The sequence below is a fragment of the Pseudomonas sp. HMSC063H08 genome (assembly GCF_001813645.1).
GTDB classification, from domain to species: domain Bacteria; phylum Pseudomonadota; class Gammaproteobacteria; order Pseudomonadales; family Pseudomonadaceae; genus Pseudomonas; species Pseudomonas aeruginosa.
Genome location: NZ_KV813626.1, coordinates 156725 through 175208 on the forward strand (window position 1 = coordinate 156725; position 18484 = coordinate 175208).

Consider the following 18484-nt stretch of genomic DNA (forward strand, 5'->3'; position numbering starts at 1 on the left):
CCCCGGCGTTGCGCCGGGGTGGCGCGGCCTACTCGATTTCCTCGTAGGGCAGGCCGACATAGTTCTCGGCGATGGTCGCCAGGCCCGCCTCGGAGCCCAGGTAGTACTCCAGTTCGGTCTGCTGGATGCGCTGGCTGAACGCGTCGGTGTCGGGGAAGCGATGCAGCACCGAAGTCATCCACCAGGAGAAGCGTTCGGCCTTCCAGATCCGCCGCAGGCAGATTGCCGAGTAGCGTTCCAGCAGTTCGCCGCGCCCTTCGCGGTAGGCCTTCAGCAGCAGCCGGTAGAGCGTGCTGACGTCGCTGGCCGCCAGGTTCAGTCCCTTGGCGCCGGTGGGCGGCACGATGTGCGCGGCGTCGCCGGCGAGGAACAGCCGGCCATGCTGCATCGGCTCGACCACGAAGCTGCGCAGCGGCGCGATGCTCTTCTCCAGCGAAGGACCGGTCACCAGTTTCTCCGCCACCTCGGCCGGGAGGCGCGCTTTCAGTTCCGTCCAGAAGCGCTCGTCGGACCAGTCCTCGACCTTCTCTGTCAATGGCACCTGTACGTAGTAGCGGCTGCGGGTCGCCGAACGCTGGCTGCACAGGGCGAAGCCGCGCGGATGGTTGGCGTAGATCAGTTCGTGGCTGACCGGCGGGGTGTCGGCGAGCAGGCCGAGCCAGCCGAACGGATAGACCCGCTCGAAGACCTTCAGCCGTTCCGCCGGGATCGATTGCCGCGAGATGCCGTGGAAGCCATCGCAGCCGGCGATGTAGTCGCAATCCAGGCGCAGCCGTTCGCCGTCGCGTTCGAAGGTCACGTAGGGGCGCTCACCTTGCAGGTCGTGCAGGCGCACCTCGGCGGCCTGGTAGACGGTAGTGGCGCCGCAGGCTTCGCGGGCTTCCATGAGGTCGCGGGTGACCTCGGTCTGGCCGTAGACCGTCACCGTCTTGCCGCCGCTCAGGCGCTTCAGGTCGATGCGCCGGCGCTGCCCGGCGAAGGCGATTTCCACGCCTTCGTGGACCAGCCCGTCGCGCGCCATGCGCCGGTCGACGCCGGCCTCGCGCAGCAGGTCGACCATACCCTGTTCCAGCACGCCGGCGCGGATGCGGCCGAGCACGTAGTCCGGGGTCTGGCGTTCGAGGATCACGTTGTCGATGCCGGCCTTGTGCAGCAACTGGCCGAGCAGGAGGCCGGACGGACCGGCGCCGATGATGGCGACTTGAGTCTTCATTGCGGATAGCCCTCTCGCTGTTATGGCTGGCCGGCGGCGCATGCGCCGGCGCTGATCTTGTCTGGAGGTGGCTGTATTTTTGTTTGCCGTGGGGTGCTATAGAAGGCAAATTGCCGATCTATTTCTGGACTTTTATAAACTCTGTTCGGCAATCGGCCATTTCGCTCGGAGGGCTCGATGACGGATTCCACCCGCGACGTCCCGGTGTTCAAGCTTTACGGCGCGCCCCTCGAATGGCCGACCCCGGACCTGCTGCACTGCGAGTCGATCCCCGCCCGCAGTCGCCTGCACGACTGGGAGATCAAGCCGCACCGGCACGCCGATCTCGCTCAGTTGCTCTACGTGCGCAAGGGCTGGGCGCAGCTCCAGGTCGAGGGCGAGCCGACTCGCGTCGAGCAGCCTTCCATCCAGTTCGTACCGCCGTTGTGCATCCATGGCTTCCAGTTCTCCGAGCGCATCGACGGCTACGTACTGACGCTCGCCGCACCGTTGCTGGCCCGCTTGCAGGCGCACCTCGGCGCGCAGCGCCAGGCGCTGGAAGCGCCGGGGCTGTACCCGGTGGGCACGGACCGGCGCTATATCGACACGCTGTTCGACGCCATAGATGGCGAGTACGCCGGCGCTGCGCCGGCGCGCGAGCTGTTGTTGCAGTCGCTGATCGGCGTGCTGGCGGTGTGGCTGGGGCGGCAGGTGATGGTCCGGCGGGCGGAGGCACGGCCGGGTCGCGGTCAGGAATACCTATCGGCCTTTTCGCAACTGGTCGAGCGGCATTTCCGCGAGCACCTGGGAATCGACGAGTACGCGCGTCGCCTGGGCATCTCCCCGGCACACCTGAACGGCGTGGCGCGCCGCCTCAGCGGGCAGACCGCACTGGGCATCGTGCACCAGCGCCTGCTGCTGGAGGCCAAGCGCGACCTGGTCTACACGGCGATGACGGTGAACGAGATCGCCGACCGCCTCGGCTTCAGCGAGCCGGCCTACTTCACCCGTTTCTTCAAGCGCCTGAGCGGCGTCTCGCCGAGCGTTTTCCGTAAGGGCGACTAGTGTTCGCGGCGCAACTGGACGATCTCCAGCGCGCGCCCCTCGTCGTCGCGCGGGCGTCGGCCGCTCTCGACGAAGCCGCAGCGCGCGTAGAACCCCAGCGCCTCGCGGTTGGCGGCGTAGACCTCGACCTCCAGCGCGCCCTTCAGGGTTGCCGCGTGCTCCACCAGTTGCCGGCCGATCCCGTGCCCGTGGGCCGTCGGGGCGACGAACAGGCCGCCGATGAAGGCATCGAGCAGGCCGATGAAGCCCAGCGGCGTATCGCCGTCCAGCGCCAGCCAGGTTTCCGAGGCATCCAGATAATGATCGCGAACCAGTGCCTTCTGCTTCTGCAACTCGGCTTCGCCGAGGAAACCGTGGCCGACGCGCGAGGCCTCCAGCCAGATGGCGAGGGTGGCATCGCGGTCGGCGGGAATGTAGCGGCGGATCTTCGGCGGAGAGGACATGGCGGCGGCTCGCAACGGGAACAGCCGCGGATTATCGCGTGAGCCGGCGGGAAAAGGGCAGGGCCGGCATGTACGCTTCAGTCGCCGCGGATGTACTGTTCCAGTTGCTGGATCAGCTCGGCCTGCTCGGCGATCGCCGCCTTGACCAGGTCGCCGATGGACAGCAGGCCGAGCAACTGGCCGTCTTCCACGACCGGCAGGTGGCGCAGGTGGCGATCGGTCATCAGGTTCATGCAGGTGTCGACGCTCTGCTTCGAGTCCACGCTGACCACCGGCGCGCTCATGATCGCGCTGATCGGCGTACCGATGGACGAACGGCCCTTGAGGACCATCTTGCGCGCATAGTCGCGCTCGCTGACCACCCCGACCACCTCGCCATGGTTCACCACCAGCAGCGCGCCGATGTTCTTTTCCGCCATCAGGCGCAGGGCGTCGAGCACCATCTCGTCTGGTCCGATGGTGTACACCTGCTGGTTCTGCTTGGCGTTCAACAGTTGTGCCACGGTTTTCATGCGCGCCCCTCCGGAGCCGTTCTCACGTCCAGCAAGAATCGTAGACGGCGAGCGGATCGGCAAGCGGGGAAAACGGCATCGAACCGATTGAAAAACGTCATCGCCGGCTTCCCCGACGAAGGTAGGGCCTGGCGACGGGCCTCTTGCTCCGGTTGCCCGGCGACCTAATGCAGTATCCGCTCGAACCCTTCCGGACGTAGGCCGGTGACGTAGCAATGGCGATGCCGGTCGAGGCTGAGCGGATGTCCGGCGTCGTTCAGCACTTCGGCGATGCCTTCCAGGTGCTTGTTCACTTTCACCTGGTATTCCTGCTCGGTCAGCGGCACGACCCAGAGCAGGTCGACCGGATGGGCGGACAGGTCGAAACCGTCGAACAGGGCGGCATCTTCGCCCAGCGGGGTCGGCAGGAGAAGGAAGTGACGCAGCAGGCTGTGCTCGTAGAGCGGGAAACCGAATGCCACGCTGTGTCCGTGGCCGAGGGCCAGGCGTTCGTGGAACGGCAGGCCGGCGAGCCACTGCAGGTGGCGCAGGTCCTCACCGCCGAGGACGTCAAGGTAGCAGATCAGCTCGCTGGACCAGCGCGCGCTGCCCATATAGGGCGCGAAGTGCATCCGTGCCTGGCTCATCCCCGCGGTGATCACCACGTGGTGCGGGCGCCGGCTGCTTTCCAGGCGGTAGCCGAACACCGCCATTTCCGGTGCCGTCACGCAGTGCCTCCAGAAGTCACGGCAGTCCAGGACGATGCTCGGCGCACAGCCGAAATGGTCGTCGTATTTCTCGCGCAGCCGGGCGATGTAGTCGTTCATCTTCAGTCCTCGGAGTGGGGCGGGTAGGGCCGGACATGGGCAGGCGCCGGGGGCGCGTCCGTTGCCATGCGAGGGCAATCCAGTCATGGCCGATCCTCGTTGCCGTTGGGTGACCAATGGAATGCGAACGGCGACTGCCGAGAAATCGGCTCGTTCCGAGAGAGGCGAGAGGCTTTCCTTCTTGGTGCGTAGGAAAGCGCTGAGGGCAGCTGAGGGCAGCTGAGGGTATCTGTCGGGAACGGAAAAAAGCCCGTCGGGAACGGGCGAAGAGGGAAGCTTACCAGGGCAGCGGGAAGTGGCCTTCCGCGCGCAGGTAGTCAGGATCGGGGGTGAACGGGTCGATCTTCTGCCGCTCGCTGCAACCCTGGCGTTCGCAGTCCCGCAGGCGCTGCAACGGCGAGCGGTCGTCGCGCTGGATGCGGATGCCCGTGGCCGGCGCGCCGTCGGAAAGGCTGTAGCTGCGGCCGCTCTCGCAACCGAGCAGGGTCAGGCAAAGGCAGAGGAGCAGGGTGGTGTGCGGGTGTCGTGGCATTGCGGGTCGAATGGGCTTGCGAAGGCCGCTCATGCTATCAATCGGCCAGCAAATAGGGGGCCGGATGGTCAGTCCATGACCGGGATGAGAGTTGCTTCGCAAACCCGGAGATGCCCTCGAAAGGCTATTGCGTCACGCGGGAAAGCCCGTCGAAGGCCCGCAGCAACTTGCCCAGGGCGAGGGTCAGCGCCTCTTCTTCCGGGCCGGCGCCGAGAGCCGCCAGCAGCCTTTCGTCGAGCCCTGCGACCTGTGCCAGGGCCTGCTCGAACACCGCCTGTGCCGCGGGGCTGCGGCGCACCAGCACGGCGCGACCGTCGTTCGGGTCCGGCAGGCGGCTGACCCAGCCGTTCGATGGTCCGGCCCAGCGCGGTGCGGTCGGTCTGCGAGTGCTCGATGAGCACGCTCATCGGCACGTCACCGTCGAAGGCGTGGATGATCCGCAACGCACGCCATTCATGCAGCCCCAGTTCGAGAGGGGCAAGCAGGGCGGTGAGTTGCCGTTCGCGCTGGCGGACGATCTCCGTCATCAGGTACAGCGGGCCTTGGGGCAGCCCCAGTGCGTTCGTCTCGGTCATTGGCCCGGTCACCTTCCTCGATCCTCTTTCGCCAGGGCGGGGATTGTAGCGCTCAGGCGTCGGCGAATCCGTAGTCGCTCCAGCGTTCTTCGACTCGCCTGCGCAGCGCCGTCGGATAGGCGTGGCGGAACGACGCCGTAGCGGCACGCATTTGCCCGGCGAACTGTTCCGGGTACAGGCAGTTGATCACCAGCCGACCGCCGCTGCCTCGTGCCTTGTCCTCGGCATCGAGGTAGGGAACCATCGGGAAGTCACGGATCTGCGGGAAGGCGAAATGGTCGTGCAGCGGATGCGCGCGGGTCGCCAGCGCCCATACCACCTGGTCGATCTCGGTGACGTCGATGTCGTTGCCGACCAGGATCAGCTTCGGCACCAGGTGTCCGGCATGCGAGCCGAAGACGGTCTCGGCGACCCGTGCGGCGAAGGCCGCGGCGTCGGTGCCCAGGGCCGCCAGGCGCTGCACGTCGATCGACAGCACGGCCCAGCAGGTCGCCGCCTCGTAGGAGCACCAGACCATGTCCACCGGCAGTCCGGCGTTCTGCGCTACGTCCAGCAGTTGCGCGGAAATCATGGTGCCCCAGATGGTGTGGTTTTCCTCCGGTGGCGTGCCGGCGACGCAGATCGGCAGGATCGGCTGGTCGCGGAAGCTCAGCGCATGGACGTGGAACAGCGGCTGCGGCTTGCCGGTGGGGAAGGAATAGCCGTGGTATTCGCCCATCGGGCCTTCCAGCGCGGTTTCGTCGAGGCTGATCTCGCCCTCCAGGACGATCTCGGCATTGGCCGGAACCCACAGGCCGTTGGTCTGCGTGCGCACCACCTCCACCGGCTCGCCGACCAGGGCGCCTACGTAGCCGGCTTCGCTGACCCCCTCCGGCAACGGCATGCCGGCCGCCGCGAGTGCCGCCGGCGGTGCGCCGAGGGCCATCGCCCAGGGCGTCGGCTTGCCCAGGCGGCGCCATTGCTCGCGGATGATGCCGATGTGCTGGGTGGGAATGGTCGGGCCCGCCAGGGTGTTGCGGTCCACCAGCATCAGCCGGCCCACCGACCAGCTGTCCCAACTGCCGTCCGGCGTCTGTACCACGTGGAAACCGTAGGTGCCGAAATAGCGGCCGCCGTCCTGCTCATGGAGCAAGGGGACCGGGAAGCGGGTCAGGTCCACCTGCTCGCCGAGCCAGACGTTTTCCTGCACCGGCCCGCGCTCCAGCCGGCGCGGCGCGATAGGTTCCGCGCGCATCGCGGCGCGCAGCGTGGCCACGATGTCCCGTGGCCCGCTGTGTTCCGGCAGGCCGAAATGCAGCGCCAGGCGCGAATGGGCGCGGGCCCTGTCGGCGCGCAGGCCGGCCGGCGCGCCCAGTACCCGCGCGCCGGGCAGGCTGTCGCGGATGTTGTGGAACAGCGGGGCGGGTGCGCGGCGTTCGTAGACCCGGCGGGTGATGGCGCCGATCTCCAGGTTGGCGTCGACCTCGGTGTGCACGTCCACCAGGTCGCCCTGGCGACGCAGGTGGTCGACGAAGTGGCGGAAATCCAGGGCGCTGCGGTACATCGGCTGCCATTCCATATAAGTGCATGTGCACGCATCCTGTTGAGGGGTTCCAGGCGAGGTCAAGAAGTGCTGCGCTCCGTTTCGGGGGGCGTGGCACGCGGCAAACCCCTCAGTGGCCGCTCAACGCACCATATAGTCCATCTGCCATGGCCGCGGAATCACCAGCGCCAGCAACGCGAGAAGAGCCGCCAGCGCTGCGCTCGCCGCCATCGCCGCGAGGCCCAGTTGCTGTTCCAGCAGGGCGCCGAGCACCGCGCCGACGCACATGCCGCTCCAGGGCACCAGTTGCACCCGCCAGCCGTTGCGCCGCTCGCCCAGCAGCCAGCGGCCGAGGCCGCGGCCGAAGCGGGAGAGGGCGCCGGTGACGTAGGTCAGGCCGATGGGCAGGCCGTTGACCTGCTCGACCACGGCGTTGAGCATGCCCATGGCGAGGATCGCGGCGACCAGCGCCGGCACGTTCCAGTCGAATGGCCAGACCGCCGACAACGCCAGCAGCATCGCGCAGCAGACCAGGATCGGCGCCGCCCGGCGCCCGCTGAAGCGCGCCAGTATCACTCCCAGCGCGTTGCCGACGACGAAACTGGCCAGGGCGACGCTCAGCCGCACCAGCCCGCCGAAGTCGCCCTCGCCCAGCGATACCGCCAGGCGCGTGGTGTTGCCGCTCATGAAGGAAACGAAGTCGCCGGTGGCGAGGAAACCGATGGCGTCGGTCATGCCTGCCAGTACCGACAGCCCGGCCACCAGGCCGAGCCCGACACGCCCGCGCGTCCGCCGCAAACGAAGGCGCCGCGCGCTGCTACCCACCATGCTGTCTGGAAGCATCCGGAGAAACCACCCGCAGGAAGAGAAGGTCCGCCCCAGTGCGGACTCCCGATCTTAAGGCTCTCCCCAGGGAAAAGGCCAGGGGCGAGGCTGAGCGTCTGGGGCCGAAGATCCTGGGCAATCGGCAATGACAGTGCGGGGCGGGGCCTCAGATATCGAATACCGGTACCTGGTTTCCACCCAGTACCTCGATCTTGTCGGTCCGGTAGACCACCATCGCCTTGCTGCAGGTCACCGTGGAACGACCCTCTTTGCTGGCATTGAGATACACCGTGCCCTTGCCGGCGTAGACCGCTCTCGCGTTGGCGGCGATGCGCAGCTCGAGGGCCGCCGCTTCTCCGTCCTCGTCCCCGGCGAAGTCGCACCCGTAGAGGGCGATGGCCAGTTCCTTGCCGAACAGTTCGAGAAGGGTCGCACCAAAGGCCTGGGGCTCGACGAACTGCTTGCCCTGGACACGCCGGGCCATGACGTCCGCGGTGCTATCGCCGTGGGGGTTGCCCAGCCAGAGTTGGCCAGCCGTGCCGTGGGTGGCGATGAGGATCGTATCGATGAAGTACTGTTCGCCGCTCTCCGCGGCAACCTTGCCTAGATCCCGAACCAACTGGGCGTAGTTGGTATCGGCCTTGATCGCGAAGGCCGGCTTGTAGAGCTTGTTCCGAGCATAGGCGACGACCGCCTCCGCGAAGGCGCTGCCGGAGTCGCCTCTCCGGATCTCCTGCTGGAAGTCGTGGTAGATGACCAGGACCGCCCCTTTCCTGACCGGGCCGCTGAGCCCTCCCTTGACGATGTCGAGGGCGAAACGGAAATTGGCGCTGAGCACCTGGGACGCATGGGTAGGAAAGGTATCCGTATCGGTCAGCAGTTCTACTTCGGTACCGACCAGCACCTCCTTTCGTTCGTCGCCCTCCGCCCAGGGCGTGTCGTCCACATCCGTTCCGTAGATCCTTGCGTCCAGGTCGACCTCGACGAGCGTACTCACTGTGAAGGGCACCAGAAGCTCTTCCGGGCCGAGTCGATTCTTGACCACGGCGCCCTTGCCTTGCTTGGCGATTTTCGTGACTACGCCATGCCATGAGCGCATCCTGTTGCTCCTGTGGGAGTCCTGGTAGGAACGGCATCCGAGCATGCAGAACTATAGACGTGAAACGGCCAGCCCCGAGGAACTATCCGCCGATCGACCCTCCATCTGGCCCCGGCCTTGAGTGCCATTCCCGGCCGGACAGGATCGGTTGCTCTGGTCTCGCGGCGAGGGACAGGCGCTGCTCGGCGGAGCGGGTGGCGGCGAGGCAGGTCTTGTCTAGTCCTGAAATAGGTTTACACCTGCTCAGGTAGGCCGATAGGCCTCAAAACGCCCGATGCACCGCATCGGGCGTTTTGTTTTTCAGGGCCATGTGAGGCCGCTCTGTGTTGTAGATCTGCACGGCTTCAGCAACCATCTTCCTTGTCTGCTCCAGATTTTCAGGGCTACTCAGCAGCAGCTCTGTTTTGAGGATCCCGTTGATGCGCTCAGCTAGCGCGTTCTGGTAGCAGTCATATCCGTCAGTCATCGAGCACTGGACGCCATGCCGTGCATGCAGTGACTGATACAGCGCCGAGCAATATTGAATACCGCGATCCGAGTGGTGGACCAGTGACTGGCGACGCTGCCGTTTGCGTAGGGCCTGCCTAAAGGCTTGTGCAACTGACTTGGCATGCAGGCTTTCATGCACATGGTGGCCAACAATTTTTCTGGAATACGCATCCGTTACCAGGCTTAGGTACAGCGGGCCGCTACTGGCTGGCAGGTAAGTAATGTCCGCCACCCAAACATGCTCCGGTCCTGACGGGACAACCTGGTTCGGGCCTGACTTGAGTAGGTTCGGATGGCGGTAGAAGCGATGAAAGCTTTGTGTTGTCTTGTGATACGCCCGCTTGGGCAACACCAGCAAACGGCGCTCTCCCAGGACCTGAAATAGTCGGTCTCGGCCAATTTGGAGCCGCCTATCAGGCTGGCAATGCAGCAGATAGTGCAGCTTTCGTGCGCCTAGTCGTGGCTGACGTATCCGGATTTGTTGAACAAATTCGACAACCCGATCTGCCTGGCGTGCTTTGCTATCAGCAGCTCGATTGCGCTTGTAGTAAGCCTGTCGGCTCATGCCAAGAAACTGACAAGCCCTGGCAATGCTCAGTCCTGCGACTTGACCTTGCGAGAGGACTTGCCGGATCGCTTTTTTACGACCGATACACCGTAATCATTTTTCAGGACATCGACGACGGTCTCGAAGAACTGAGCCTTCTGGCTCATCAACTCAAGCTGCTGCTCAAGCTCTTTGATCCGCTGCTCTGGAGTGAGCGTTTTGGGGTCAGACATCGCGCAACTCTTCTCGGCCCGAATCGACGCCCCTTGGCTCCAATCCTGCCGACCATGCTTGCGCAACCATACCAGAACCGTCGACCGGCCCTGGATGCCATACCGCACCTGGGCCTGCTTGTAGGTCACCTGTCCTTGTCATCTGACGAAAACTCCATCTGGCGCGGGACACCATCGACCTACAAATCGTCCTGCCAGTCGGTGCTGGGTTTGAGGCTGCTCAGGAACTCTTCCAGGGCATAGTCTTCGCCGGGCGGCAACCGGGTCGTGAGCCGACTGGCGGGCGCCACCGGGTCGGCCGATGGCGGCGGACCGTCGCCGCTGGCGGTCTGCGGCAGCAGGTCGACGCCGAACGGGTCGTGAGCGGGCTTCTTCCCAGGCGTCGGCGAGCTGATGCCGATCAGGGTCGCCTGGTCCTTGCGCCGCAACGGCATCACCATGCTGCTGTCGCCGTTGAGGTAGCTGGCCATGGTCGCCAGGGCGATGCCAACGAAGGGCGAGGCCGCGCCGGTGTCGCCCAGGCGCTGGGTCAGGTCGTAGCTTTCCCGCGAGTCCAGCAAGTCCAGCGAACTCTGCGCGGCGCCCAGCGCCGGGGTGAGTTCGGCCAGCGGCGTGGCGTTCAACCCGCCGTCGTAGAACAGCCGGGCGGGCGCCGGCCTGAGCCCGGCACTGGCCGTCTTCCAGGCAGCGGCCAGTTGTGCGGTGAGAGCTTCGCGCTTGAGCCGTTCGCCGGTATCCGGGCGGGTCAGCGGCACACTCACCGGCCGATGCAGCCTGGCCAGCACCGGCAACGCATCCCACTGCTCCAGAGCCCGCTCGGTCCAGGGCTGGGGAATGAACGGCGTGGGGCGGAACTCCACCGGCGGCTTGCGCCAGCCCCAGCCACGGAACTCGGGGTCGATCCGGTTTTCGTTGACCTTGGTGTAGGGGGCGAACTGGCGTAGCCAGTCGACCCGCTCGGGGCGGCCGACGATCAGGGCGACCATGGTGTCTGTCAAGGTCCCCGGTACACGTGGGCCAGAACCTCCCCCTAATGATTTTAAAGGTACATCCCGACTCGATAAGGAACCGGCCATATTGAAGCCTTCGTTGGCGTACACCAACACTGCTGGCAAGTCTGGGTTGCGTTCGAACAAACTGAACAACGCCTCCAGTACTCCTTCAGGCGTATCGTTACAGATAATGCCATCCTGCAAATTGGCAATCCGATGCCAATGCAGTCCAGCCGGAACACGGAGATCATTGACTTTTACTGACAGGCTTTCCCGCGTCTCCTCCGGAGTGAAGCGTAGGTTAGGAGTGCTCGGATCCCAACTACGCACCACCGTCACCGTTGGTATCGGCCATTTCTCCAGAAAGTTTTTCAGCCCCAGTTCCAGGGCGTCCGCTTGGCGCTTTTCATACGCCATATCCTTGTCATCCGCAGACGTCGGATACTTCTTCGGGTCCATCGGCAGGATGCTGCCGACATGCAAGGCCTCGGCCTGCACCGCATTCTGCTCCTGCAAGGCCTTCCATACCTGGCCCTGGCGAAACACATCCAGGCTCATGCCTATGCTGAGCACATCCAGGGTTTCCAGGCGCGGCGAAGTTTTCGGAGCGTGATAAGCATCAGCGGACATGGCGGCCTCCTTGGCCGGGGTGTAAGCGGTAACGGACGTCGCTGGATTAACGAAACAACGCATCGAAGACAAAAGTGACTCGGCGGCATACCCAGCAGAACTGCTCAAAAGCAAACCGACGAGAGAGAGTGTTGAGAACGTCAAACGCATCAGCTCGCTCCTCCAAAACGCACCGGCCGGCTGTAATAGCGGTCTTCGATGGTTTGTGTCGCCACCAAGGAAGGCAGGCTGTCTCCTACTGTCACAGGGAGTTTGCCACTCTTGCGGTAGACTACAGTGGCGTCTATTAGCTCGCTATTTTTAGGCTCTTCCGCGTGATACAACGCTTGCACCTCTTCGCTCGGAATATGTATTTCGTCATTTGCTTGGCCATTTAGCCCCTTGTCCTTAGCCTTCCAATCCAACCGCCAATCCGCCACCCGACACAGATACTGATAGAAAACCACATCATCCACGCTGTCCCCGGCCCCGATGGCCAGGTCATAGGCCAGTACCCGCCGGTTATGCTCCGGGTTGTTGGGTATGGCCGAGTGGAACGACAAGGGCTCCAGATGGCCCTCCGCCGTCTGCAGGCGCAGCCGGGCCTCGTAGGGAGTTTCCGCGCGGGTGACCAGAACCATGCCGGTGCCCAGGTCACGAGCGGAAAACACATGGGTCTGCCGGGCCAGTTCCTTGCCTTCGTTCAACGCCCTCTCCACGCTGCGCGTGTCGCGCCCGTAGCGGTACGCCAGCGCGGTGTCCACCTGTTGCGCGACGGCATGCCCGCTGTCCTTTTCCTTCCAGCCGCCGTTGCTTACGCCGATGGCGGCGTCGATCGGATCGAGGGTATCGCGCACCTGATAGACGCCGCTGGCGGAGTTCTCTCCCGGCGCCGTGACGGTTCCGTCGAAATCGAATCGCGCTTCCGTCGGCAACGGCAGACGCGGCGCGGTCAGCAGCACGCTGTCGCCCTGGTCGAAGTTCGCCCGGCCGAATCTGTCCTTGCCGCCCAGCCCGGTGTCTTCCCAGGTCTTCTCGCCGGCCAGCAGAAGAGGGTAGACATGGGGAGGGGCGTGCCCGCCGATCTTTTCCTTCTCGCCATTGCGCTTGCGTACGGTGAAGATGCGCTGGTGAAAACCCTGCGGCAGCCCGGTCCTTCCCGGGAGCCCCTTGACCTGCTCAGCAATGCCGCGCCAGCCGATACCCTGGACGTTGGCAAGTCCCACCGTCTGGTCCTGGGGCGTGAAATACAGGTAGACACTGCCGCGATTGTCGCGCTCATCGAAGCTGAGCCGTTCCCCGTCGATGGTCGTCTGGCAGCCCAGGCCACCCACCCAGCCGGGACCGCCTATCGCGCCGTAGCCTTGGCAGTTGCGCAACGCGACGCTGCTCAGCGCGGGGACCGGATGGCGCCGGCCGCAGATGAACTCGAGGATGCCTTTGAGCGTGGCCAGCCGCGCCTCTCTGGTCTGCTGGCTGCTCCAGCCCTGGAGCTTCTCGTTGAGGGGTTCGAACAGGCCGTAGGGTGAGTTGAGCATGATCACCCCGTCCGCCGGCTCCACGCCGTCATCCTTGAGGAAGGCATGTGCCAGCAGGGTCAACAGGGTGCCCTGGCTGTGCCCGACGACATTGATGGTGTCGTCGGGGTAACGCTTGCGGATGATCTTGATCAACATGGCCAGGCGCATGGCCGCAAGGACCATGTACTTGCGCCCTGCCGCCGAAAACAGCGGATGGGTCATGGTGCCGCCGAACCAGTCCAGCGAGATGAAACCGAACAGCTTGCCGTTGAAACCCTGGCCCCACATGTCCGGCAGGTTGGTGGTGGCATTGACGAACTGCCCGCCTTCCTTGGTGCCGGACTTGTCCAGCCGGTTGCCGTTGCGGTCCAGCCATTCGCCGTGGGCCGCGGTCTTGTTGATGTATTGCTCTTCCTCGCGGAAGCCCCAGTAGAAAGGTACGACTACGCTGCGTACGGCGGCCCCGCCGGCGCCACTGGCGAACTTGCGCCGGTAGTAGACGGCGTCGGGGTTCTCCGCCTTGCCTTCGTCGTCCGCCGGCAGGCTGTAGCCCGCCGGCGTCAGGTAGCCGGGATTGGCCTGCCCGCCGGGCAAGGTCGGCGGCATGTCCAGGCGTTCGTTGAGCCCCTGGCAGAGCCCTCGCTCGATCCGTTCGTAGCAACCCGCGAGATCGTTGACGCCATGCACCACGATGGTCACGCAAGGCTTGGGCGGAGGCGGCACCAGGTGCACGTCGCCGCCCTTGGGCAAGGTGATGGACTGGGCAGAGACGATCGTCCTCGACCGAACCCTATCGTTCATGGCTTCTCTCCTTGCCGCTCCTCGGCGTTGCGTCGTGCCAGGCAGGTCGCTTCGTCGAGCAGCATCCAGTTGCCAGGTTCGCCGGCCAGGCAGAATTCGACGGCAATGCTGGAAACCGTTTGCCGGTGCCGACGGCTACGCTCGTTGAAATGAATGAATGCGTTGTAGCTCCCATCTGGCTGCAAGCGCTCCGGCCGGCGCAGGAGCACGCTGGAGCCGGGATAGTCGCCGAAGACCTCGATCTCCCCGGCACGCCACCCGGGCGGGAGCTCGATCCGCCACAGCGTTTCCTGGCAATGGCTGCCGGCCCGCCGACATACCGAAACACGGGTGATCTCGACGTCGTTGGTTTCCGCCAGCAAGGGGCGTAGATCCAGTGTCACGCGCCCGGAGCCGGCGTGCACCGGGATCTGCGGTGGCAGTTTGGAAACGGCCAGGGCCTGGACGCTTCCCAGGCCGAACAGGCAGGCAATGAGCAAGGTCTTGCATTTCATTGGTCAGTATCCCGTTGGGAAGTTTTTCAGTACGCCAGCGAACCTGCTGTTCGCAGAGGCTTCCCCGAACTCGTTCTTCTCGAGGAAATAATCTCGAACGATGTCTCCCTGCTGTTCGATGTTGTAGTCCTTCAACGTCTTTCCCGGCTCCAACCGGTAGGCGTACTGGTCGCCTAGGAGAAACTGCCTGGCTTGCTGGTAGGCCCCCACCAGAAGGACGTTGACGCCATGCTGGTGCTGCCAGACATGGGGCATTTCGTGGATGAACAGGCCCTGGCGCTGCAGACTCTCCAGGCTCCAGTCCGCCACGCCGCGCAACTCCTCGCCGAAGTAGATGTGGCCGTTCGGCGCCATCACGTAGTCCTTGCCCTGCCAGGGGACATAGTCCTCGTCGCGCAGGCGGACCGTGGAATAGTCGATGGAATCGCCGAATACGCCTTTCGCCAGGCTGATTTCCCCTTCGCTGAGAGCACGTCCGGCCTCGGCGTCGGAGCCACCCAGGAGTTTGCCGGCGACCAGCGATTTCGCGTGCTGCAGCAGCTCAGCTTCCAGGCAAACTGCACGCATGGAGGTCGCCGACCTGCCGAGAATGCCTAAGCTCCTCCATTCTCCTACTCTAGGCCGCCCTCTGCGACCCACTGGCAATCAGGCATCCTCATCTCGAGCAAGGCGGCCGGCGTTCCCATCCACATCCAGCAGCGCACTGCTCCCGATGATGGGAAATATGCTCGTCATCGGGAGCAGACCACCTGGTGGCCTCCGCCATCGATCAGTCTGGCCAAACGGCTCCGTGACCGTGATACCGTGGTAGGTGCTTTCACCGAGCCAAACGATATCCATTGCCAATTACTCCTTCTTCTGGTCCTTACAAGTCATCCAACCAATTCTCTTTCGGCGTCAAACTGGTGAGAAACTCCTCCAGAACATAATCGTCTCTGTCATAGGTCATCAGTGGTGCCGGGCGAACAGGAGGGCTACCGACGCTACTGGCCATTGGACCCGAGTTTGGTGGAGGAGGTGTCAGTGCTGCGGGGCGATAACGGACACTATTGAGAATTGTGTCCCAGAGTTCAAAGAACTCTGCCTCAGTCGGGTAAGCCGGAGCCTCGTCGTGGGTGGGGAAATCACCAAGTTCCGCAGGCTTCGTCGCAGTCTTAAAGGTCGTTTCCAGATCAATGCCAACGCTCGGCATCGGATAAGGACTTCCGGCACCAGGGAAACTCCATTCGCCACCGATGTTGGTTTTGAAATACTTCCAATTACCTCTTCCTTCAGTGCCACCAACCACACGCTCATCGCCCTCCAGATCGCCTACATTGCGTTTGCGAGCTCTATATTCCTTTCGACCGGCGACAACCCCCGGCTTGGCAAGATCTTTCGCCAGAAGCCCGGTGAATTCATCCTCTCCTTCCCGATAACGTTCCAACATTGGCTGCTCGGGTTCCCACACCTTCGCATGACGCACTACCAACCCTAGCTCCTTTGGCAGTCTGAATCCCCAGCTAACTGACTCGAACGGAGCATTGAGGTCGTAGTATGACTCAACAAAGGCTCCATTCAGGCATAGCCCTGGCCTGTCGGGTATTTCATTGTTCTTCCGTGTATACAGCCGGGGAAGCCAACGCAGAATATCCTCAGCAGCGTTTAGCGTGCGGCCGAAGGTGAACAATGTGTTGTCACGCCACAAATATCCCTCAGCCTCATGAAAAACCTCTTTACGCATAACTCCATTCAGGTCAGGTCCTTCGACCCACACATAGTTATATATAAATACTGAGCTATTTTTTAGAGGACTCCTTTTATTTGCCGACCGTGGAGCAAGTCTGGTGGATTTCTTTTCTTCTGCCTCGATCTCCGCCCATCGTTTCTCCATCAAAATAGCGTAATCAGCCTCAGACACTCCCGTGGTGACCGAAAGAGCTAAATAACCGTCAAGATGCGCCCCGCTGGCGGTAGGCTCCCACTCCGTTCCTTCTGGTAGATCGATGAGTAAGCGCCCAACACAATGGGTCTGCATTTTTTTTGTCAATTCTGTCATGGGATAATTCCTATGCAATTTGCTGTCACCCCAGTAACGCAAGGCATAGAAGCTCACGGCTATCGCTATGCCCAGCAAGATAGCGTGCGGTATATACTTACGCCATTTCATGCGGGTATTTCTGTAGTTTTCGTGGATTTTCCGGCCTCTTTTCGTATTGCCAACGCACCGATACATAGAACCGAATACAGAGTGACGTTTTGCACCATTCGATTATCGTACGAGGCCTGATGGTCAAACCCTGTCATACGAGCGGAGAAAACAGCGGCCTTTGCCGAGTCTTCGGAAGAATGCGCAGGTACCGTCGCATCACCTACTTGGTCTTGCCCCTGTATTTTCCCAACATAAGAGTTGCCTTTAGTGCTTCGCATGACCCCCACTCCATGCTGCATGACCATATCCTGTCCATCAGCATCATTAACCAGATAAGCCGTCCCCTCGTGGTCATCGCGCCACATACGCAACCCTATAGCGTGAACGGTCGATGGTACGGGCCCTCGGGTAGCAGGCAGGTCCTTGCGGTATGCAGCGATCATTTGCGGCTGAAGATTCCATGTGACGCGATGAAAAGCCATTTCCCCTTCATCTGCGCCGTAATGCGAGTATGTATTAGGGTGATAGCTGCTACCGAGTTCGGTGTGAAAATGCTTTGCCTCGCCCAGTCGCATTCCATAGCGCCCCCAGGCTTTCTGAAGTGCTTGAAGCGCTGCGGGACCTTTTATTTTATTGACCGCCGGATCAATCCAAAGCGGATCAACCAAGCGCCACCACGCTCGAGGCTCCATATAAATTTGCATATAGGGATCCGCCTGCCCCACACGTGCCTCCGGTAGTTGTGCGACAACTCTGCCCTCGCAAGTGATGCGCAGCCAACCGGCCCCATAACGATGATTGGGCAAAAGCTCCAATGGGCCTGCTGCATTAGCAAATACCGGCATAATTTTCTTTCCAGTTCCACCAAGCCCGATGCTTCCGGCGAAGTCCTCCCAACCCGCACGCACCCTACGATAAGCCGTTCCGGCTCCAACCGCTGGCTGCACGCCATGAACTACTCCCTGAATCAAAGCGGGATAGCGTTTGGCACACATTCGGCCAACTAACCCTCCCATAGAGTGGGTAACCAGTATCACCCCATGGTCACACTTGACTCGAAGTTCTTTCCTGCAACGATCAATGATGGCTTCGATTTTTCCCGCCAGATAGTCGGCGGCTTTGCCGTTGGTCTGCAGCCAGTTGTAGCCCACTGCATAGACGGGATAACGAAACTCGGCAGCCTCCCGCAACATCTCCTTTGTGAGTACTTGATAGCCATTGAGCTGCCCCCACACCTCTGGGTTGTGCGGCACCGCACCTTGCACCCCCGGATACACCTCCCCCTTCGAGGTGATGATGAAGCGAAGCTGCGCTTCTAGGAAATTGAGAATGCCGCCGTACGAGCTGATCATCACCGACCCCCAACCACGACTAAGTGCCTCCTGCAACGGCAGAGTAGTAATGTGCTCGGAAACAACTTCACGATCTGCATCCTCGGGAGACGAGACTGGCCGTGTAGTGTCGGGATCAAGCAACAATTTCCGCTCTGTCGGGCTCAGATGACGGTACCCTCTTTTCGCAGTAAACCCCGCCACCCACCCCACGCCATCGTCTGGAAACCAAGCCCAACGATTGTTTTCCCCAAGTAACCTTCCAGCCTCCGCATTTGACGTCAATAACGGACTACCCATGATGCCCGGCACAAAAACAACCGGAATCGCCTGATCCGGAGGGGCAGTAATTTCGGCACGAACCTTGTTACTAGTTGGACTCATCGTCACACGAGCAGTGGTGTGTCCATTGGTCCCAATGTGCGTAGACACAAGCCTAGTTGGCTCACTCATCTCGATCTCCTCTCCATGTGGGCCCATATGCCAAGTTGCATCAGACCTCTGCCGGCCCTAGCAACTCGATCTCATATCCCTCCGAAGTCAGTCCTTGCTGCAGCGCTGTCCAGCCGTCCTTGTCGGTAACGCCCTCTACCCTTGCCCCATCGCTATACACAAGCGCATAACGATAGTTGGGAAGCGGTCTACCTCCACGCACAACACGTACGCGCTGATCGAACGGTGCTCCGGACCAAGAGTTGAAGGCCGTAGACGCATAGGCAGGACCAACATGACTATGCTTCGCCGCCTTGACCACGAAGTTGCCGGG

The 18484-nt window shown here is 62.6% G+C and carries 14 protein-coding genes and 4 pseudogenes; 1 reads left to right on the forward strand and 17 read right to left on the reverse strand.

Going from position 1 to position 18484, the window contains the following annotated elements:
- Positions 1-28: 28 nt before the first annotated feature.
- On the reverse strand, positions 29-1213 hold the full coding sequence (pobA, locus tag HMPREF2924_RS32675; protein ID WP_003084095.1) for a 4-hydroxybenzoate 3-monooxygenase: 1185 nt from the start codon (positions 1211-1213) through the stop codon (positions 29-31).
- A 177-nt stretch (positions 1214-1390) separates the two neighbouring features.
- Between pobA and HMPREF2924_RS32680 the strand changes: the two genes are divergently transcribed.
- Positions 1391-2257, forward strand: a complete 867-nt coding sequence (locus tag HMPREF2924_RS32680) for a helix-turn-helix domain-containing protein (protein ID WP_003133054.1) — start codon at positions 1391-1393, stop codon at positions 2255-2257.
- On the opposite strand, the gene HMPREF2924_RS32685 is transcribed toward HMPREF2924_RS32680, so the two are convergent.
- The 16 genes and pseudogenes from HMPREF2924_RS32685 to HMPREF2924_RS36270 form a co-directional block, all read right to left on the reverse strand.
- Positions 2254-2700: a GNAT family N-acetyltransferase gene (locus tag HMPREF2924_RS32685; RefSeq protein WP_003133053.1), complete on the reverse strand. Its 447-nt coding sequence runs from the start codon at positions 2698-2700 to the stop codon at positions 2254-2256. The two genes, HMPREF2924_RS32680 and HMPREF2924_RS32685, sit on opposite strands and share 4 nt — an antisense overlap.
- Before the next feature lie 77 nt (positions 2701-2777).
- The gene (locus HMPREF2924_RS32690) at positions 2778-3212 is read right to left on the reverse strand and encodes a CBS domain-containing protein (protein ID WP_003084101.1); all 435 of its coding nucleotides are present in this window, start codon (positions 3210-3212) and stop codon (positions 2778-2780) included.
- 164 nt (positions 3213-3376) lie between these two features.
- Positions 3377-4018, reverse strand: coding sequence for a suppressor of fused domain protein (locus HMPREF2924_RS32695; RefSeq protein ID WP_003106166.1), 642 nt, complete (start codon positions 4016-4018; stop codon positions 3377-3379).
- A gap of 277 nt (positions 4019-4295) precedes the next feature.
- Entirely contained in the window at positions 4296-4583 is a 288-nt protein-coding gene (locus HMPREF2924_RS32700; RefSeq protein ID WP_003133050.1) for a hypothetical protein, read from the reverse strand.
- A 91-nt stretch (positions 4584-4674) separates the two neighbouring features.
- Positions 4675-5137, reverse strand: a pseudogene (locus HMPREF2924_RS32705) (MarR family winged helix-turn-helix transcriptional regulator).
- Between the two features lie 40 nt (positions 5138-5177).
- The gene (hudA, locus tag HMPREF2924_RS32710; RefSeq protein WP_003133048.1) at positions 5178-6668 is read right to left on the reverse strand and encodes a UbiD family decarboxylase HudA; all 1491 of its coding nucleotides are present in this window, start codon (positions 6666-6668) and stop codon (positions 5178-5180) included.
- A 120-nt stretch (positions 6669-6788) separates the two neighbouring features.
- Positions 6789-7475 (reverse strand): YoaK family protein, encoded by a 687-nt coding sequence (locus HMPREF2924_RS32715; protein WP_003106170.1) that lies wholly within the window; start codon positions 7473-7475, stop codon positions 6789-6791.
- Positions 7476-7638: 163 nt separating this feature from the next.
- Entirely contained in the window at positions 7639-8571 is a 933-nt protein-coding gene (locus HMPREF2924_RS32720; RefSeq protein WP_003084116.1) for a hypothetical protein, read from the reverse strand.
- A 262-nt stretch (positions 8572-8833) separates the two neighbouring features.
- Positions 8834-9978: pseudogene (locus HMPREF2924_RS32725) on the reverse strand (IS3 family transposase); the annotation flags it as partial.
- Positions 9979-10019: 41 nt separating this feature from the next.
- Positions 10020-11612, reverse strand: a complete 1593-nt coding sequence (locus tag HMPREF2924_RS35250; protein WP_277424738.1) for a type VI lipase adapter protein Tla3 — start codon at positions 11610-11612, stop codon at positions 10020-10022.
- A complete protein-coding gene (locus HMPREF2924_RS32740) occupies positions 11612-13762 on the reverse strand; it encodes a type VI lipase effector Tle3 (protein WP_003133040.1) in 2151 nt (716 codons plus the stop codon). Before HMPREF2924_RS32740 ends, HMPREF2924_RS35250 begins: the two co-directional genes overlap by 1 nt.
- Complete coding sequence (locus tag HMPREF2924_RS32745; RefSeq protein ID WP_003133038.1) at positions 13759-14256, reverse strand: type VI lipase immunity protein Tli3; 498 nt, start codon at positions 14254-14256, stop codon at positions 13759-13761. The genes HMPREF2924_RS32740 and HMPREF2924_RS32745 overlap by 4 nt, the downstream gene beginning before the upstream one ends.
- 3 nt (positions 14257-14259) lie before the next feature.
- Positions 14260-14778: pseudogene (locus HMPREF2924_RS32750) on the reverse strand (type VI secretion system tip protein VgrG); the annotation flags it as partial.
- 343 nt (positions 14779-15121) lie between these two features.
- Positions 15122-16405 (reverse strand): T6SS immunity protein Tli4 family protein, encoded by a 1284-nt coding sequence (locus HMPREF2924_RS35985; protein ID WP_003133036.1) that lies wholly within the window; start codon positions 16403-16405, stop codon positions 15122-15124.
- Complete coding sequence (locus HMPREF2924_RS35255; protein WP_023094482.1) at positions 16402-18171, reverse strand: esterase/lipase family protein; 1770 nt, start codon at positions 18169-18171, stop codon at positions 16402-16404. The genes HMPREF2924_RS35985 and HMPREF2924_RS35255 overlap by 4 nt, the downstream gene beginning before the upstream one ends.
- A gap of 40 nt (positions 18172-18211) precedes the next feature.
- Positions 18212-18484: pseudogene (locus HMPREF2924_RS36270) on the reverse strand (type VI secretion system tip protein VgrG); the annotation flags it as partial.

Bases quoted from the DNA above. Each gene is read 5' to 3' on its own strand.
- pobA (WP_003084095.1), bottom strand. From the start codon at position 1,213: ATGAAGACTCAAGTCGCCATCATCGGCGCCGGTCCGTCCGGCCTCCTG.
- HMPREF2924_RS32680 (WP_003133054.1), top strand. From the start codon at position 1,391: ATGACGGATTCCACCCGCGACGTCCCGGTGTTCAAGCTTTACGGCGCG.
- HMPREF2924_RS32685 (WP_003133053.1), bottom strand. From the start codon at position 2,700: ATGTCCTCTCCGCCGAAGATCCGCCGCTACATTCCCGCCGACCGCGAT.
- HMPREF2924_RS32690 (WP_003084101.1), bottom strand. From the start codon at position 3,212: ATGAAAACCGTGGCACAACTGTTGAACGCCAAGCAGAACCAGCAGGTG.
- HMPREF2924_RS32695 (WP_003106166.1), bottom strand. From the start codon at position 4,018: ATGAACGACTACATCGCCCGGCTGCGCGAGAAATACGACGACCATTTC.
- HMPREF2924_RS32700 (WP_003133050.1), bottom strand. From the start codon at position 4,583: ATGAGCGGCCTTCGCAAGCCCATTCGACCCGCAATGCCACGACACCCG.
- hudA (WP_003133048.1), bottom strand. From the start codon at position 6,668: ATGTACCGCAGCGCCCTGGATTTCCGCCACTTCGTCGACCACCTGCGT.
- HMPREF2924_RS32715 (WP_003106170.1), bottom strand. From the start codon at position 7,475: ATGGTGGGTAGCAGCGCGCGGCGCCTTCGTTTGCGGCGGACGCGCGGG.
- HMPREF2924_RS32720 (WP_003084116.1), bottom strand. From the start codon at position 8,571: ATGCGCTCATGGCATGGCGTAGTCACGAAAATCGCCAAGCAAGGCAAG.
- HMPREF2924_RS35250 (WP_277424738.1), bottom strand. From the start codon at position 11,612: ATGCGTTTGACGTTCTCAACACTCTCTCTCGTCGGTTTGCTTTTGAGC.
- HMPREF2924_RS32740 (WP_003133040.1), bottom strand. From the start codon at position 13,762: ATGAACGATAGGGTTCGGTCGAGGACGATCGTCTCTGCCCAGTCCATC.
- HMPREF2924_RS32745 (WP_003133038.1), bottom strand. From the start codon at position 14,256: ATGAAATGCAAGACCTTGCTCATTGCCTGCCTGTTCGGCCTGGGAAGC.
- HMPREF2924_RS35985 (WP_003133036.1), bottom strand. From the start codon at position 16,405: ATGAAATGGCGTAAGTATATACCGCACGCTATCTTGCTGGGCATAGCG.
- HMPREF2924_RS35255 (WP_023094482.1), bottom strand. From the start codon at position 18,171: ATGAGTGAGCCAACTAGGCTTGTGTCTACGCACATTGGGACCAATGGA.